Source organism: Microbulbifer sp. TYP-18, assembly GCF_040932045.1.
GTDB lineage: Bacteria > Pseudomonadota > Gammaproteobacteria > Pseudomonadales > Cellvibrionaceae > Microbulbifer.
This window is the reverse complement of sequence record NZ_JBFRBC010000008.1, coordinates 128,575-146,454: the sequence shown is the minus strand read 5'-3', so window position 1 is coordinate 146,454 and position 17,880 is coordinate 128,575. Positions and strand designations below refer to the sequence as shown.

Here is a 17,880-nt window from a genome sequence, read left to right as displayed (position 1 = left end):
CCTGATCCAGTTACGAACCGCCTTATCCGATACGTCCAGCGTGTCTGCTACTTCGATGACACGCATTCCATTTTTCCAAAGCTTGATAGCTGTGCGGCGCTTTTCTTCTTGAGCGGAAGCCGGTATTTTTCGAGCATCTATTTTATTCATGCTGCCATTATACAGAACTATAAGCGTGCCGGATTAATAGTTTCCGGCAAGAGGATGGTTCCTGGGGCTCCGCCATCAATATGGGCAGTGAGATCAACTCCGACAAACCGGATTTCTTTGCCAGCGTCACCCCCGATGGAAAGTACATACTTTTCAACAGAACCATAGATCGCGATGTTCACAATACGGATATTTACTGGATAGACGCAAAAATTATTGATAGGTTGAGGCAGGAAAAATAACGGATTCTTGCCCCCAACAGGGATGTTTGAGTCACAGGTCAAACTTGTGACTACCGGGTTGGTCGCAGGGGGGAGCATGGGCCGAAACAGCCACCTGGCAGACCAAGCCGTCAAGGTAAAGCACCCATAAAGCGGTCCCCAAGCCCTACCCGCCACCCGATGGGGGCCCCGCTTGAATTGTGGGTTGAAGGCTGGCATAAAGACCAGACGGCTGATTCGATACCGGTCGGGATTGCACAAGCAAGTGATTTCACATTATCGCGCGGGATTTCAACGACGACTCTCCCGGCGATATTCCATTGGATTGCCGGGTCAATAACAGCAGCCATTGAATCTCTCCCAGCAGCCGGGTTTCCATGAAAAAAACCACCATCGCTCTACTGTTACTGTCCCTGACATTTTTCAACCAGTCCGCACTGGCGGCCATGTCACTCGACAAGATTATCCTGTATCTGGACGATACCCCCGACGCGCGGCAGGACATAGTGGTCACCAATCCCGACCCCGAAACCCTGTATCTGCGCACGGAAATCTTTCGCGTGGACAACCCCGGCCAGCCGGACGAACGCCGTTTGCGGGTGGTGGACCCGAAGGAATTCAAACTGCTGGCCAGCCCTTCCAAGGCGGTATTGGCCAGTGGAGAGCGCAAACGCTTCCGCTTGATGTCCCTGGAGCGCGGGCTGGAACAGGAAAAGGTCTATCGCGTGACCTTCAGGCCAGTGGTCGGCGACATCAAAACCGAACGCACCGCATTGAAGATTCTGGTCGCCTATCAGGCCCTGGTATTTGTACAGCCCAAGGACGGGCAGTACCAACTGGAGCTGGAAGACAGCGACGGCGGCTGGGTCATTAAAAATACCGGCAATATCAATGTGGAGATCACTGATCTGAAACACTGTACCGATACCGGTGAATGCCACTCCATCGAGGGAGGCGGCCGCCTGTATGCCGGAGCCGGCAAGGTCCTGGATTCCAATATCAGCGGTGGTTTTCTGGAACTGCTAGCACGGGGGCGCGAAACCCGTAAACTGCAGCTGCCATTAAAATAATCAGACCCGGACACATTCCGCCCGGGCATGCTGCCAGTGCGACTTCGGACTATTCCAACTCCACGGTGAGTGTCACAGTATCCGTGTAGCTGTTTCCGTTGGCGGTCTCCAGCTGGCTGCGGGGCACCCGCACAGTGATGCGCAGATTCTCCTCACTGTAGCCGGCGCAGTCCTCCTCCCCGTGACCGCGCCAGCGGGTGTTGGACACTACGCCTTCCCGCAGCGTCTCGGAAAACCCGTCCGCAATACTCATCACCGCAATCTCGTAACTCAGGTCGTCCACACCGCGCAGGATAAATTCGCCGTTGCCGTTCTGGCTGTCCGCAGTAATACGGAACAGCGCCGAACCTCCGGCCGGAAAGACCCCGAACAAAAATGGCGTGCCGTAAACGCAAATGTCCTGGCTGGACTCCACCGCATCAATCCCGCCTGCGGTCAGGTCCATATCTGCCAACCCCGAAACCCGAATTTCAGCATCCCGCCACAGTTCAATGGAAAAACTCACCGCCGTCATCCGTGTCGTGGGTCTACTGCCGTCACAGGGGAAAGCCCCACCAAAATCGCTCAACCCACACTGATCGATTGAGAGAGAGAATTCCGCGCTATAAAACTGGCACCGCAGCCGCGCGGTGGGCGGCAGCTCCACGCGAATCGACGCCGGCACCTGCCCCCCCAGAGCGCCACCGGAAAACAGCACGCCGCTGTCCCGATCCGGGCGCAATTCCTCGCTGGCGCCCATGCTGGCATAAGTGAGCGTGATCGGAAGGTTCCTGCCGCCAGAGCACCAGGACCCGCGCAGCACAAAGCCACCGGCCCTGGTTGGCCCGGCTACCCTCACCGAATAGGGAGTGGCCTGGGTGCAAACCGGGTCGAACCAGTCCGGGGAACAACTGCGGATACCAAAAGTAATCTCGCCCTGCGCCACAGTATTACTCTGGTATTTGAGACGGTTGGCCGTGTCCTGCAGATGGCAGACACCGACCAGGCGTTCATCGTAACCCGCCTGTGAGGGGTCAGTCGGCGGCCCGGCGCCATTGTCACAGGGACGGGCATTGGACGAGTCGGCAGCCGCCGGCAGTATAGCGACCGGCAACACCAGACATAGAATCACAGTTATCGAAACGCTAATGCCGGACATAGTGTTTTTGTGTGTGCTCGCAGTTTGCCTTGTCCCAGTCGATGTCCCCCAGGTTCAGCCAGTGTTGACCACTTGTGTGCTCCCGCACCGGGGCCAGGCACTTTTCCCAACTTATCTCCATTGACCGGATTGACTGTGGATCCCGGTGTATTTCGATCTGGAATACACCAAATTCATCGGTAACCGTGCTACTGCCGGCAAGGGTTATTTCCGTGTTCACCGCCGGTTTTCCAGCGCGGATCAGACGGCCCAGCACCAGCGTCACCGGAATAACCCGGTAGGCTGCCACCGCGACATTTCCCGGATAGAGGGTGATCCTATCCTGCATTTCCCGGTAATCGTGAAACCCGCCCGCCATGGGCCGCAACTGGATGTCATAACTTCTGAACGAGGGCAGATTGATCACCGAGCGACCGCCGCCCCTGGCGTAGCCGCGGCGCAGCCCGTCCACCAGTACCTCAAACGGCTGGTCGTCGCTGCCGGCGATACTCACCAGCACCGCACTGTTGGTGGCGCTCTCACCACCCCAGGCAAAGGCATCGCCAGTGGCGATAAAACTGGTGGACAAGCTGCCCAGATAGTTCAGCGAATCCCGACTGCCGCCAGCGCGATAGTCCAGCGTCGAACTGAGCTGGCCGCGGCGGCCGGCAATACGGGTGTGGCTGCCCAGGCGGTAACCCTCGTTACCTGTCTCGCCGGAAAACTGCTGCTCCATTTCCAGCGCCCAGCGACCCCCATCGCGCCAACTAGATCGGAATCCCACACGGTTTTGCTGCCCACCAACCCGGTCACTGTTGGTACGCGCCCCGGTGGTATGGCTCCAGTGGTCACCGCGGAAACGGAACTCGAATGCGGCGCCGGTAAAATGCTGGCCATCGGCATCGCTGTGAGTCAGTGTCATCTCCCCCTGCCAGCGGCGGCTGCGAAAAAAATCCCGGCGGTATTCCAGCGTCGTGAGCCGGTTGGCACCACCGATCTCCGAGTCGAAAATCACCTGCGGCTCAAGGAAAGTGCCGCGGCTGCGTTGCGCATAGCGCAGGGACACGCGGCCGCCGGCCAAAAAGCCGCTGACCTGGGCGTTGCGCTGCCGGTAGCCGGGTCCCAACAGGGAAAATTCCCGCCCCAAACTCTCCCCGGAACCGGATTGCAAACGCGTTTCCGCAACGCTGAAGTTGAACAGACTTGTGTTCAGCTGCGCAAGCAGCCGGTGGCCACTGCGACCATCGTCGCCGCGCACCAGGCTCGGGGACAATTCCAAAAATCCCCCCACCCAGCGCCCGCCAATTTCAAACAGGCTTTGCTCTCCCATGGCGGCGACACTGGCAAATAGTCCCGTGTCGTCAAACAGTCGACGCGACGCGCCCACCTGGAAAAAATAATCATCCTGCGGTTGCGGCAACAACCCGTCACGCAGACCCTGTGCCGGTCGGCCAGCCTGCACCGACCAGCGCCACTCCCCGGGAGGGGGCAGCAGTGAATCCTTGGAGAAAAACTGCCGGTAGCGGGCGAGCGGTCGGCCAAACTCGTCAAAACTCCTGATTTCCACCTCGTAGCTACCGCCCGGCAGAGCCGAAGTATCCAGCAGCCGATTGCCCGCTTCCAGCAGCTCACTGTACAGCAGGCGGTTGTCCCTGTGGATTTCCACCCGTCCGCGCACAGGCATATTGATATCCAGGACTGTACCCTGGCGATAGCGGTCATCGGTCCGGCTGTTGTTGGAGCTGAGGTATTCGACACCGTACAGGTAGGGGGAAGCTGCAAAGCTGGAAAAGTCCCCCCTGGGCTGGATCAATCCCGCCGAGTAGGCCCGGCCGCGATAATCGCGACCCCAGTAGAATTGCGCAACCTGACTGTCGCCCCCGTCCGTCGCCGACCACTGACTGTAAAGGGCGCTCTCGCCGAAACTCAGGATCGACTGGCCGAACAGAGAGGTACTTCGCGCATCCTCCAGATCACCCACCCGCACCCCCGACCAGGTGGCGGTCAAACCCTGCACCAGCGAAACATCGCTGGTAGAGTCGGGCAGGAATGGATTTTCAATCGCCGCCTTCTGCGGCAGCAGTTCCGGGGCCAGAAACAAATCGACCCGAAACCGGCTGGCGTCATAGATAAGCGCCAGGTGCTCGGGGACCACAACTCCGCAATCCCGCTGCTGGGACGAGTAACACACCCGGTGGGAGTTGCGCGCCTGAGCCTCCCGCAGCAATTCCAGCACCCTCTCCGGGTAAAGTGTGGGGGGCAGCAACTGCAGGACAGTATCCGGGTCCGAAAAACGCAGAGTATAGGGGTCCACTTCCACCATGGCCGAACCGATGGCGCGGCCGCCGTAGTAAAGATCCGCAACCAGCTGCTGTGTTTCCGTCAGATCGGCAAAACCCTCCGGGACCCCGGTGCTCACCATAAAGGCTTCGCTGGCTGCCAGCCCCTTATTGCCCAGGGTGACAAGGACCACCGCAAGCAGTATCTGCCTAGTCGCGCGATTCATGATTGTGGGCGCCAGGGCGCCCCCGGAGAAACGGCGGAATGACCCGCTTACAGCGCGGTGACAGTCACGGTCAGGGTATCGCTATAGGAGGTCTCGTTGGCCGACTCCCAGACTGCCGCGTCCACAGTCACAAATACACGCGCATTGTCACTCAGGCAGTCCAGGTTGCCATTGCGCGCAAAGCTGCCGGTAATATCGCCGTTGACATCCGCACCGGTACCGGTGGAATTGGCAACATTATCGATAAACGCCGCAGTGTAAGGCAGGTTTTGACTGGTGCCATTCAGCTGGAAGGGATCACTGCCGGCACCGCCACTGGAGCCGTTCTGGCTGGACAGGTTCACGCTGTAGCTGGCGAAGCCGATACCACCCACACAAATATCTTCCGTGCCCACAATCGGGGCACCAAGCGTAGCGGCGGATGTATCCAACAGCATATTGTTGAAGTTCTTCACAATGATCTGGGTTGGGACATTGAGTGTGATATCGAAGTCACCAATGGAGCTACTGCTATCCGCCACACCGTCGTTAGCGGCAGATGTGCTCACAGAGGTCATAGCGGCCATAGCCGCAGTGAGAGAACAAATGAGTATTTTTTTCATAGCGGACCTTCCTGGTACCAAAGTTATCGTTATTCCCCCGGCAACCAAATAGACCCTTTGGGCCAGTCTGGCTTTCGCTCTTGAAGCACCGTGCAACCGCCATCTGCTTTGTTCAAGCATTCAGGCCGGCCAGTGTTGGCATCCCCGACCCCAATCTCACCAACAGGCGCGGCAGCTTGGCGGTTCCGGTAGTAGCCAGGCCGGAATCGCCCGACGCCGGGTAGTGTTTGTTGTTGTCGCAGCGCCTTGCGCAGCTTGCATCAATGATACGGGTTTTGTGATCTATGTCACTTATTTTATGTGCGCCAATTCTCATTAAAGTAGAAGCACCCAGGCCGGCCTGGGCAGAAAACCCTCTTTCCGGCCTCTCTGTGCCCGGCTCCCCACTGGCGATATAATCCCGCCCATTGACTCAGACCCCATATGTATCCAACCAGGTTGACAATGTCCGTGAGAACCAGAATCGCCCCCTCCCCCACCGGTGATCCCCATGTGGGCACCGCTTACATCGCCCTCTTCAACCAGTGCTTCGCCCGCGCCCAGGGCGGCAAGTTTGTGCTGCGCATTGAGGATACCGACCAGCAGCGCAGCACCGCCGAATCTGAACAGGCCATCCTCGACAGCCTCCGCTGGCTGGGCCTCAATTGGGATGAGGGCCCCGACGTCGGCGGCCCCCATGGACCCTACCGCCAGAGTGAGCGCGGTGAAATCTACCAGAAATACTGCACCCAGCTGGTGGACAAGGGCCATGCATTCCACTGCTATCGCACCGCCGGTGAGCTGGAGCAGCTGCGCGAACAACTGCGAGAGGCCGGCCGCACCGCACTGAAACCCAGCGACCTGACCCTGCCGGCAGAAGAGGTAGAAAGGCGCCGCGCCGCAGGTGAACCCTATGTGGTGCGAATGCAGGTTCCCGAGTCCGGCACCTGCGTGGTGGAAGACCTGCTGCGGGGGCCCATTGAGATCGACTGGGCCCAGGTGGACGCGCAGATACTGCTCAAATCAGATGGCATGCCCACCTACCACCTCGCTAACGTGGTGGATGACCACCTGATGGAAATCACCCATGTGCTGCGCGGTGAGGAATGGATAAATTCAGCGCCAAAGCACCAGCTGCTATACGAGTATTTCGGCTGGGATATGCCCGTGCTCTGCCACCTGCCACTGCTGCGGAATCCGGACAAGACCAAGCTGTCCAAGCGCAAGAATCCAACTTCCATCCTCTACTACCAGCGCGCAGGCTTTATGCCCGAAGCGCTGCTGAACTACCTCGGCCGTATGGGCTGGTCCATGCCGGACGAGAGCGAGAAGTTCTCTCTCCAGCAGATGTTGGCGCACTTCGACATTCACCGGGTATCCCTGGGGGGACCCGTCTTCGACGTGGAAAAACTGTGCTGGCTGAACGGCCTGTGGATTCGTGAGCTGGAAGACGAGCAACTGGCGGACCGGTTGCAGCAGTGGCTGTTGAACCGCAACAACCTGCTCAAGGTACTGCCCTATGCGAAAGAGCGCATGGAGACTTTCTCCGACTTCGCCCCCCTGGTGGGCTTTCTCGCCGCCGGCCAGCTGCCGCTGACAGAGGCCAATTTTGCTGACAATAAACTCGCCCTGGAAGACCAGAAGAAGCTGCTCCAGTTCGCCCTGTGGCGTTTGGAGGGCCTGCGGAACTGGGATAGGGACAATATCTTCCAGGCCGTAAAATCCCTGGCTACAGCCATGGATACCAAACTCAAGGATTTTAACACCCCCCTGTTTGTGGCCATTAGTGGGACCACTGCGTCATTTTCGGTCATGGATGCCATGGTATTGCTGGGGTCCGACCTCACCCGGGCCCGCCTGCGCCACGCGGTGGAAGTCCTGGGCGGCGCGGGAAAGAAGGTGCTGAAGCGCTGGGAGAAGGAGTACGCCTCCCTGGCCTGAACCCGGCGACCCCCCTTCTGTTCGGCGCCGGCCCAGAAGGGCCGGCCGATTCCATGGTGCGACCGTAACTAGTTGATTAAAAAGTTATTTTTCCCCTTGACAGGGGGCAGCGCCCTGTTAGAATGCGCCCCGCTCGCGACGGAAAGCAGGCATCAAGGGGCTATAGCTCAGCTGGGAGAGCGCAACACTGGCAGTGTTGAGGTCAGCGGTTCGATCCCGCTTAGCTCCACCAAATTTTCTTTATTTTCAACAGGTTAGAGAGCTTTGTATCTTATCTGGAGAAAAACTCTGAAACCGCCTCAACCGGCGGTTTTTCTTTTATGGGACAGATCGATTCCGTTCAGAACAGTGGTGCCTATTGCCATATCCAGGCACCCTCGCTCGGCCCGTAGAGAGCACCCCCTCTAACTACGGAGGAAATCCTTCACGACTAATACCCCAGAGTGGCCTTACGTGGTCGGCAAGCCAATCGGCCTCAGAACCAAAGGGATCGACACCTCAGATTTCGAGGCAATTGCCCAGCTGAAAACGCGCGGGCTCAGGATCAAGCAGTTCACCGCCACCCTACTTCGCACTATCCTGGAAGCGCGGTTGGAAAAAATAGATAAACAAGTATTTTCACCTGCCACAGAAGGATATTTCGATGGGAAATGACTGAATAGACAGCCTCAGGCCACTAACTAGGATGCAAATATCGCGGAACTGAAAGCAAAATTGGCGCAACAACTGACAAATCTTACTAAAATAACTCTCCGACATAGGACTATATTGAGACTTTGAGCTGTTGACACCAAAACAAGGCAGATGAAATTATATCACTTCAGTGGTTTACTATAATTCGTACTTACTACTAGTTTGCTATGCTTGCCCCACTAAGCCTAAACTTTTTCGTTTGACTTTTAAAGTAATGCTTTTCCCGCCAAACCAATACCCTAATCTGGAAGATGAAAACACATTGTGTCAGACTGGTGCAGGTTCTCAAAAGGATATTGCTGATGAATTCACAGAACAAAGAAACTAGTGAAAAAACAGTAACCGAGAGGCGAATAGAAGTCCTTCGCGACTTATACACTGTTAAAGGCGATGGGGTTGCCCATGCTCGGATTGAGCGGCTAGCCTCCTCAAGGGAGTTCAAAGAATCAATAAAAAATTTAGCTAAAGTTAAGCTGTCTGATAACGATTAAGTCAAAACCATCACCTTCTCCCTTCAATAATAATAAAATGACCAACACCTCTACTTTTCTTATTGTGAGTGCTGCTATTGCTGGCTATATCTTCTCGACTATCTGTTACAAATTTAAGTATAAAGTTGCTCGTGAATCGGGTTATAAACTCTACTTAACCAGCCTCACCTTCGGGCTTGTATTTCTCTATATTGCTTGGAGCATTTTAGAGCTTACGTACTGGTTTTCCACCCTGTTCAATATTAACCCTATATTCTCCCTCAACGCGCTCGATGAGACGATTGTAATTAGCATTAATACTTTACTAATATCCATTCTAGTCGCGCAGCTCTACAACATAAAAGAAAAATATTCTCGCTTCAACAGTTTACACAGAGTTTGGCAAAAAAATGATTATGATTTAATTTGCTTTCAAGCGATAGGAGATTACAAGCCAATAGCACTTTCTCACGAATCTGGGAAAGTATATGTAGGCTATGTAATCGATACATTATCCCCAGATGAGGAAAACCGTCACTTAACCATCCTTCCAGTACTTAGTGGCTATAGAGCACAGATAACCCACCAGTTTATTCTTATGGTTAGATACAACCAGGTCATTAGCCTAATAGACGACTGGGACGGCAAAAATCCCAATGAAATGAAAACGGAGCTGCAAGACTACCTTATGGCTTTCCCAAGGGATAAAATAAATAGCTTACATATCTTCAATCCTGACCTCTATAAATCGACAAGTGCTCAATACGCGGATGCAAAGCAAAGTCATGCAAAAACCACAAAGAAGAAGAGTTCTGGAATAACAGCTGACCTGCTACCATAACCCCCCCCCACCAAACGGGCAATTCAAAACTAGAGTCTTCTGCCGATTGATAAATCCCTGCAGCTGTGAGTTCACCGAGTGAATTCTATTTACGCTCTCCGCTGTATTCCAGTTGCCATTTCCAGGTGGCCTACCTTACCTAGCGGAGGCTTTCAAACAGATATGAATCTAAAATCTCGGTGCGGTAGCTACTGTTTGATGGATGTGTTCTCGTTCGGTTTACTCGTTCAATGTAATCAATTAGGAGGCCGTGGTTCCGATACCGGTCACTGAATACCCGCACAAGAAATTCCAGACCGTTGTCTATTCTCATCATATTCGAGAAAATAATGGAGTCGGCGTAAAATTTTGACGCCATTTTTCTTGCAAGCCTAACTATTTCCTTGACTCGAAGTGACCGGCACCAATAAATCTGCCTAACAACGACAATCTCCCCATTTTTAGTCAAAGCTGAAAGTAGAAAGTTATGCGGCCTCCAGTCGGATAATGTCTGGCTTTTTAACACCACCCATTAATACAATGCCTTCCTCCGCGAGCACCTTGCCGCCGCAGCGTTCCAAACAACCGCTCAACCCTGCAGCGGACGAACTATATCGCTTTAGGGTTAAGCGGCTTCCTCACCTTGCGAGGCGAATGGGCGCGATGATTCACTTTTAGCGCCCTACAGGTTTGCAGTCAATACCTGCGCTTCTTGGGCAACACCACTGATATCCGCACTATCACTTCAATTGCATGGCACATCACCACTGGGCTTGTCGCGTTATGTCGCATCAGGATTGATCAACACCGACATTGAAGATGGCGAACCCTGGTTATTGCTCACCAGAATGCTACCGGGAGCGTAGCCGAGCAATTCGGAGATATCGAATATACCGGTCGATTCAGAACCCACATTCGTCTGCCCTATACGCAACTTGTTACTGCCATCCGGATTCATTTGCCAGATTTCACCGGAACTGTTGTCTTCGTTTACAAAGATGATTCCGCCCGGATAATTAACACCATTCAGGGTGGTTGGCGCGGTCCAATCGATATTGTCCGGGTTGTCCAGGCTGCCGCTTGAACCACTTTCATTGGCAATCTTGGTCACGGTAAAGCTGGACAAAGCGGCATCGAACCCCGTGCTGAATACCAGGGAGAAATTCAGGTTAAAGACACCGGAATCCTGGTCGGCAAGCACCACTTCAGTAGGGCTGCCTGGGCTGGTATCAATGTCTTCAAGCTTGCTGGAAGTCAAGGCCCCGGAAGCGCTGGTATCAAAAAAGCCACTATTGGTGTTACCCAGGCTTGGATATGAGGCATTCAGGTAGTACCAGCTGCCATATGCCAGGCCGTTCCGTGCCAGGAAGCTGTTGGATACATTGCCGCTGATATCCAGCCCCTTCACGCCAATATACAGCTTCATATCCCGGGAACCACCGTCGGGAGATAGAACTATTGCAACATGCTGGGTTTCACCGGTATCAATGAGCGCAGCGTTTTCCCAGGCATCATACGACATACCCCCGATACCACCGGAAGCACTACCGGTGACTCCACTCAGTTGATAGAGATCACGGTTACTGCTGTCCAGAGCGAACAGACGCCCGCTACTGATTTCTTCACCGGTAATATAGAGCTGGTCAACAAACCCGCGATTTTCCCCGAACGTATTTGGTGCATACGCCTGGCTTGAGCAGAAACGGGAAAAGCTGGTATTGGAAGTACTGGACGTATTGGTCCAGCTTGAACCACCATTGCTACTCCAGCGGTCATAGGCCTGCCGCGCGGCCACTACAAAACTCACACCGCCGGTATTACCGGCGTTAATCATGTTGTAGATCGCTGTCTGCAAATTAGCAACACCGACATCCACTTCACTGATGGAAGCATCACCAGTTTCATGGTTCACCTGAATCCGGATTGTCGAAGGATTAAGCAGAAAAGCGCCTGCACCATCGAAAATACCGGGCATTGAATGATCGAAACCATCGCCTGAAGGATTGTCACCCTGGGTGATCACCTCAAAGGCTTGCCAACCGTTATAAGTAGAAATCCGTAAAGTACCACCATCAATAGCGCTCGCAGAGCTGGCAACCAGTATCTGAGCAGCGAAAAAGGCGAAACTAATTTTCCGCGCATACCCTGCCAACCGGCTCCAATTTGAATGTGTTGAAGAATTCATAGCCTGATCTTCTCCTTTCCATTAGAGGAATTTTATAATTTGATAGTTCATATGATTCGACCCAGCACACCATGTACTCAACCCGGAAACTCAATGAACAACCACAGAACTCATTCCCAGTTAAAATAGATTACATTCCATTTGAATCGATTTCGATGGGTGCGCGGTCGAACGATAGTCGGTAACAGTGACGAACTTATGACCACCATAGAAGAATTTAGAATATTACTCGGCATCAAACCGATATTTTATTTGAAATAATTTAGTCAACCGGGATAAGAGGTATATACTACGCCATATTAATTGGATTTCTCACCAAATCAATGAAATGGCAGTAATCAGATATATCAATATCGAATAATAGATTCGGAGTAAAAATTGACGTTATCCTCCTTTTAGAGAGACGTATTTCTTCTATGTGGAGCACGTGATTGATTTCGATGAGGTTAAAGAAACTGCCATCCCAAAAGACCCCTATTAATTAGGCGTTATAGCGTCAAAACGCTCTAATAATCTAAAAAATTTGTCCAGCATATTCCGTACCATTCAAATAAGACAAGAATAGGAAGCTTGTGTATATGATTTAAGCTTATCTCCGCTACCATAGTAACGACAAAGCTGTTGCTCCTCCTCTAACTCACGATATACTGCGACATTGCAAGCACAATTGACTTAGACTATGTGCACGAAATAAATTTAATAACTTAAGCGTAATCAACAGCAGATTAAACTTTTAATCTTACTACTTAAAAATTTAATCAACACAGAAACAGGCTTTATAGTGACCATAATAAAACCAAATCTACTGATGCCTATATTAGTTCTTACGGTTGGACTGCCTTCAATTTCCGATGCATCTGATAATTGCAATTCTTTAGAATCCATTGATTGGATTTTGGGTAGTTGGAGCTCTAAATCTTCTCAGAGAAGTTACAATGAATACTGGAATAAGGTAAGCGAAGAAACTTACGAAGGGTATAGCGAAGTAATATCTACTAGCGGTGAAAAGTCAAGCTATGAATCTCTCAGACTAATTAATATGAATGGTAATATTTTCTATCTTGCAAAAATTTCTCATAACGACCTGCCAATTGCCTTTAAACTAGTATCCTGCTCAGAATCAACTGTGCAATTTGAAAACCTTAAACACGATTTTCCCAATATTCTAAAATACTCCTATAATGCTGCCGACAAACTCTCTGTGTCAGTCGAAGGGAAAGAAAACAGTGGCTTTAAAATTCAATTTGCTCGCAAATAGCCAATCTTTCCAAGTTTTATACAGGTTATACTGCAGAACTGGAAACCAAGGTAAGTGTTCTGGATCGAGACGCACTATGCCGATTACTAACCTATACTAAAAATGTGCTATCCAGTAAAGACACCGCCGTATAAGCTACAGCGGCGTTAGTTAATCCGGGCATTGCGTCACCCTGGCTTCAATATTATTTAATTACGTTTATTCCGAATCTTCAGGGAAGCGTATAAGACATCGCCGGGGTGGTGCCTACCACACCGTTACCTATGCAGGGGTTGTCGTCAGGCGGATTGGATGGAATTTCTGCGTTGACAAAGGTAATTTCTCCGGTGGCCTGATTTAGTGTTCCAGTAAGGTCACCAAAGCAGTTTCCGGTAACTCCCTGTGCATCGACATTCTTTATGGTCACTAGATCATTGTCACCGCCTACCATCTCATAGGGAAAGTTTACAAAGACAATCATTGCACAAATTCCACCTGGGTCTGACAGTATCAGTGAGGTGACCTGGGCATTACCCGCAGCATCTGTATCTATTGTGGCGTTCATATCACACAACAGTGTAATGCCTTTGGAAATCATAAGGGGACTACCCACAGTATTCGCCATGACGATATCCGTAGTGCTGACGGGGGACCAGGTTTCCGCGTTGGCCGTACTTACAAAGCCTAAGGTGGCGACCATAGTGAAAGATAGCGCGGTTAATATTTTTTTCATAAACAATTTCTCTCCGGATTAGATGAAGATCTGTCAGTGAGATTGAAAGCACGGCCTCCGGGCTGCTTACCTTATTTCCACCCGTTCAACTGAGTGCAATAGTCATCAATATACTTGGCATGAAGAAATTATTGCCTCCTTTTGTCAAGGTATTCTAAACAGATGAAATAACTGGCACAAATTCCGTGTTTTACAAAATCCTCTGCCAAGTTCGTTATACCTATAAAGAAAAGCCGTAGCGGAAATAAAGTTCTTTTACGGGACAGTACATAAAACCAGCACTGTAAAACTATACTCTCCGGACGCAAGGACGCATGGGATTTATACGAAGGGGGATAGCGATAAAAATCTGTCGCCTTTCTATTTTTTCGGAGCATAAATTTCCAAAACCACTCCCTTAAGAATGCTTGGGTTGATATATTACTCCGTTTTTATCTTTTTTGGCGCCATTTTTTTGACCCTAGAAATAACCCGGAATTTTATACTTGAATCTAATCCTCTATATTTTTCCCCATGCCTTCCCTGCATAAATAAACATAAAAATTAATTAAATTTAATCTGTTAATTGGAATAAATCCAGAACTCTGTACAAATGAATAGGATTATTGGGCTTTTTAGCATTACTTCATCCGCCAGGCTGATATCTTTGCGCACTGTCATTTTGGCGATTTAACTAAATCCAATATCACTAATATTTGTGGAAGAACCTAGACTATGGCTATACCTTTAAAAACATTAGAAAAATTAATGGTCGTACCGGCTATTGTATTGTTCGCGCTGATTTCAACTAAAAGTCTGGCAAACAACCGGCTAATGAGCTTCGAGCAACTACTACCGGGTGAAAGTATCAAATCTCCAAACGGTATCTATAAGCTGGAAATGCAATCGGATGGAAATCTCGTTCTTTCTGACGATATTGGTAAAATTCACCTGTGGTCTACCGACACGGCAGGTCATCCAAAGCTTAAAGATAGCAATGGATTCGCAGAAATGTTTGGTCAGGGGGCATTCGGCTTAAGAAGTGCACTTGATACTGATATTCAGATCTATTGGAACTCTCAATCCTGGGGACACCCCGGTGCCCACCTTCGTGTTCAGGACGATGGCAATATGGTTGTCTACAATTCCGATGGACAGCCTGTCTGGGTATCAAACACCTACCAGGGAGATTGCCACTACGAAGATTTTCCCACTTATTTTGGAGACCTGGCCTTTTGTAGTTTTGTCAACATTGATAGCAGTTGTAGCACTACCCAGATTTTTATCTCTGAACGTTTTACTCCAAATTTTGTGGGATCGGCATTGAATTCCTGTACCAGTCGCTTTGAAACCTGTGTTGCCTTTGATCCGACTCCAGGTCCAGCGAAGCCCGTAAGGATCTGCGAAAATTAAAGCTATGTCGCTATAAGTAAAGGTTAAAATTCTGTAGCTAACTTTACAGACGTTAGCGGTAGAAACTTCTCTACACAAAAAAAGAAAATCAATTTTTACCTTTGAAAGATGAAAACTTTCTTGCACAGAAGCCTTGATGGTTAACTACAAGCCTATCCTTTGCCCGTTCCATACGGGCTTTTTTGTCTCCGACAGTTCGGCGCCCATTAAGCCCCCATAAACACCCTCACCTGGCTTAAGCGAGCGGCGGAGCATCAAGCTATTAGCGCAGCCCTATTGCAGGCAGTTGATCACCTCGACGCCCCCAGGCGATAAACCGTTGGCCCGCGATCATAACCGCCAGTTCTAAAGCCAGTTGGAAATAGCAGTTTACAAAAACAGGCTCCCATGCTATCAATTATCGATAGTTCGTAAATGAACAATAGTCACAATCTGAGATTTCACGGTGGGTTGTACTACTCTTGTTCGTCAAGCGCCTGGTAGTAAAGAGGCAGTGGTAGCTGGCACTTTGCCCATAGTAGGTTGAGACAACCATGATGATCAATAAATACTCATTTCTCTCGCTGCTGGCTGGAGGGATTTCCGCCTATTACCCGGCTGTCACATTGGCCCAACCCCTCGGCGACCCTTTGGTTGACGCTATCTGTACCGCCTGTCACAACAGCGCAACTGTACGCAATAGCAGCGGCTATTCCGCCGCTGACTGGGCCCAGCTGACTTCCCATATGATCAACCTTTCTGCGGCCCCTGAGCAGCAGCGCGCCATCACCGATTACTTGGCTAAAAACTTCCCCCCCAGCAAGCGCCTGAACCCCCAACTGGCACCGGGTGATTTGACCCTTAGCGTGCGGGAGTGGCAGGTCCCTACCCTAGGCCAGCGTCCACGGGATCCCATCCAGGCAGTTGATGGCACCATCTGGTGGGTTGGCCAGTGGGGCAATATTCTCGGCCGACTCAATCCCGAGACCGGCGAGATGAAGGAGTACAAGCTTCCCGCTGGAGCCAAACCCCATACGGTCACGCTGGATGCTGAAGGCCGCCCCTGGTATACGGGTAACAAAAATGCCACCGTCGGCTATGTGGAACCGGATACTGGCAAAGTGGTTGAGTTCCCCATGCCGGATCCCAGTGCCAAAGACCCGCACTCGGCCATTTTCGACAGCAATGGAAAACTGTGGTTTACCTTGCAACACAGCAACCAGGTTGGCCGACTGGACCCAAAAAGCGGCAAGATTGACCTGGTTGTGCTGCCCAGGCCCAACTCCCGCCCCTACGGCATCAAAATCGCCCCTGATGGCACTGTTTGGGTTGCGTGCAACGGCCAGAACTGCCTGATCGCACTGGACCCGAATACCATGTCAATCGAGGAAGTTCAATTGCCGGACCCTGCAACACGCACCCGACGACTGGCGGTGGATCAGGAGGGGCAGGTTTGGTTCGTCAATTCCTCGCTGGGCCGGCTGGGCCGCTATCAGCCCAAAACCGGCGAAATCAAAGAGTGGCCCACCCCCAGTGGTAAAGATTCACACCCCTATGCCATTGCTATTGCCGATGACGCCATCTGGTTCAACGAATCCAGCCTCCGACCGGAAACCCTGGTGCGGTTTGATCCTGCGACTGAAAAATTTCAAAGTTGGGTAGTGGAATCCGGTGGCGTCAAGGCGGGCCTGATCCGACATATGCGTGCCAGTAACCATGGGCTTGTGGCTCACCAGACTGCCACTAACAGCCTGCTGGAAATACGCTGGGATGTAGCTGAAAACTCCAGTGACTAACCTTCACTTTTGGAGGCGCGAGTCCTCTACAAAAGATTGTTCCCGGATAAATTCTGATTTTGGTGCCTGTCAACTATTGGAGAGTTGCACCAACAAACCAAGCACCGACTTGATTCCATACCGCTCTACTCCTCGCTGGGGTAAAAAAGTTTCCTGTTAGATTGAAGAAGTTTCTCGACACACTCTTGGAGGTATTTCACTGTGCTCAATAAATTATTTGGGGCCTTTGTGTTCATATTGTCAATCACAGTCGGAGCGCTTCCGACTCATGCAGAGGATGCTGGCATGAAGCCTAAACCCAAAGTCATTATATTTGATGTTAATGAAACCCTGCTCGACCTTGCACCCCTAAAAGAATCCGTTGGTGCTGCATTGGGGGGACGTGAGGATCTGCTGCCACTGTGGTTTTCGACCATGCTCCACTATTCTCTGGCGGAGACCCTGAGTGACGAATACCACGATTTTGGAGAAATCGGGGTTGCCGCATTGATGATGGTCGCGGAAGCCCAGGGAGTTAATCTAACCTATGAGGAGGCCAAGACCGCAATCGTTACCCCCTTGGGTTCACTGCCGCCCCATGCGGATGTAAAGCCGGGCCTGAAGACTTTGTCGAAAGGTGACTATAAGATCGTCAGCCTGACTAATTCCTCTTTCAAAGGTGTGGAAACGCAATTTAAAAACGCCGGGTTGACCGATTTTTTTGACAAGCGGTATAGCGTAGAGGCGGTAAGAAAATACAAACCTCATCCGGATACCTATAGAATGGTACTGAAGGATATGGGCGTAAAACCCGCAGAGGCAATGCTGGTTGCGGCGCATCCATGGGATTTGATGGGCGCAAAAAATGTGGGATTGCAAACCGTTTTTGTCGCCCGCCCCGATAAACCGCTATATCCGAATATGACCGCTCCAGACTATGTTGTAAAAGACATACAGGAGCTTGCGACTATCCTTACAGCACAAAATGATTAACCCGACAATTCAATAAG

The 17,880-nt window shown here is 51.3% G+C and carries 15 protein-coding genes and 1 tRNA gene; 9 read left to right on the top strand and 7 right to left on the bottom strand.

Features of this window, described 5'->3' with window-relative positions; translation table 11 throughout:
* The coding region (locus ABVT36_RS09445) for a helix-turn-helix domain-containing protein (protein ID WP_368456351.1) at positions 1 to 150 on the bottom strand (150 nt) is incomplete at its 3' end.
* Between the two features lie 17 nt (positions 151 to 167).
* Entirely contained in the window at positions 168 to 434 is a 267-nt protein-coding gene (locus ABVT36_RS09440) for a hypothetical protein (protein ID WP_368456347.1), read from the bottom strand.
* Between the two features lie 314 nt (positions 435 to 748).
* On the opposite strand from ABVT36_RS09440, the gene ABVT36_RS09435 reads away from it, so the two are divergent.
* Complete coding sequence (locus ABVT36_RS09435; protein WP_368456346.1) at positions 749 to 1,441, top strand: molecular chaperone; 693 nt, start codon at positions 749 to 751, stop codon at positions 1,439 to 1,441.
* 49 nt (positions 1,442 to 1,490) lie between these two features.
* Here ABVT36_RS09435 and ABVT36_RS09430 read toward each other — a convergent pair whose 3' ends face one another.
* From ABVT36_RS09430 to ABVT36_RS09420, 3 genes are read right to left on the bottom strand one after another with little or no spacing between them, the layout of a single operon-like run.
* On the bottom strand, positions 1,491 to 2,579 hold the full coding sequence (locus ABVT36_RS09430; protein ID WP_367149730.1) for a hypothetical protein: 1,089 nt from the start codon (positions 2,577 to 2,579) through the stop codon (positions 1,491 to 1,493).
* On the bottom strand, positions 2,566 to 5,064 hold the full coding sequence (locus tag ABVT36_RS09425; RefSeq protein ID WP_368456345.1) for a TcfC E-set like domain-containing protein: 2,499 nt from the start codon (positions 5,062 to 5,064) through the stop codon (positions 2,566 to 2,568). Before ABVT36_RS09425 ends, ABVT36_RS09430 begins: the two co-directional genes overlap by 14 nt.
* 47 nt (positions 5,065 to 5,111) lie before the next feature.
* Entirely contained in the window at positions 5,112 to 5,666 is a 555-nt protein-coding gene (locus tag ABVT36_RS09420) for a hypothetical protein (protein WP_368456344.1), read from the bottom strand.
* Positions 5,667 to 6,110: 444 nt separating this feature from the next.
* On the opposite strand from ABVT36_RS09420, the gene gltX reads away from it, so the two are divergent.
* The 4 genes from gltX to ABVT36_RS09400 all read left to right on the top strand — a co-directional run bounded on the left by gltX (position 6,111) and on the right by ABVT36_RS09400 (position 9,590).
* On the top strand, positions 6,111 to 7,586 hold the full coding sequence (gene gltX / locus ABVT36_RS09415; protein ID WP_368456343.1) for a glutamate--tRNA ligase: 1,476 nt from the start codon (positions 6,111 to 6,113) through the stop codon (positions 7,584 to 7,586).
* Between the two features lie 156 nt (positions 7,587 to 7,742).
* Positions 7,743 to 7,818: transfer RNA gene (locus ABVT36_RS09410), tRNA-Ala, on the top strand.
* A gap of 221 nt (positions 7,819 to 8,039) precedes the next feature.
* Positions 8,040 to 8,240, top strand: a complete 201-nt coding sequence (locus tag ABVT36_RS09405; protein WP_368456342.1) for a hypothetical protein — start codon at positions 8,040 to 8,042, stop codon at positions 8,238 to 8,240.
* 567 nt (positions 8,241 to 8,807) lie between these two features.
* Entirely contained in the window at positions 8,808 to 9,590 is a 783-nt protein-coding gene (locus ABVT36_RS09400; RefSeq protein WP_368456341.1) for a hypothetical protein, read from the top strand.
* 760 nt (positions 9,591 to 10,350) lie between these two features.
* Here ABVT36_RS09400 and ABVT36_RS09395 read toward each other — a convergent pair.
* Positions 10,351 to 11,754, bottom strand: coding sequence for a hypothetical protein (locus tag ABVT36_RS09395; protein WP_368456340.1), 1,404 nt, complete (start codon positions 11,752 to 11,754; stop codon positions 10,351 to 10,353).
* 781 nt (positions 11,755 to 12,535) lie between these two features.
* On the opposite strand from ABVT36_RS09395, the gene ABVT36_RS09390 reads away from it, so the two are divergent.
* Complete coding sequence (locus ABVT36_RS09390; RefSeq protein WP_368456339.1) at positions 12,536 to 13,012, top strand: DUF6265 family protein; 477 nt, start codon at positions 12,536 to 12,538, stop codon at positions 13,010 to 13,012.
* Positions 13,013 to 13,223: 211 nt separating this feature from the next.
* On the opposite strand, the gene ABVT36_RS09385 is transcribed toward ABVT36_RS09390, so the two are convergent.
* Entirely contained in the window at positions 13,224 to 13,724 is a 501-nt protein-coding gene (locus ABVT36_RS09385) for a hypothetical protein (protein WP_368456338.1), read from the bottom strand.
* A gap of 714 nt (positions 13,725 to 14,438) precedes the next feature.
* Between ABVT36_RS09385 and ABVT36_RS09380 the strand changes: the two genes are divergently transcribed.
* From ABVT36_RS09380 to ABVT36_RS09370, 3 genes are all read left to right on the top strand, one after another.
* Entirely contained in the window at positions 14,439 to 15,116 is a 678-nt protein-coding gene (locus ABVT36_RS09380; protein WP_368456337.1) for a hypothetical protein, read from the top strand.
* 533 nt (positions 15,117 to 15,649) lie between these two features.
* Positions 15,650 to 16,891, top strand: coding sequence for a cytochrome C (locus ABVT36_RS09375; protein WP_368456336.1), 1,242 nt, complete (start codon positions 15,650 to 15,652; stop codon positions 16,889 to 16,891).
* Between the two features lie 201 nt (positions 16,892 to 17,092).
* The gene (locus ABVT36_RS09370) at positions 17,093 to 17,863 is read left to right on the top strand and encodes a haloacid dehalogenase type II (protein WP_367152299.1); all 771 of its coding nucleotides are present in this window, start codon (positions 17,093 to 17,095) and stop codon (positions 17,861 to 17,863) included.
* Positions 17,864 to 17,880 lie beyond the last annotated feature (17 nt).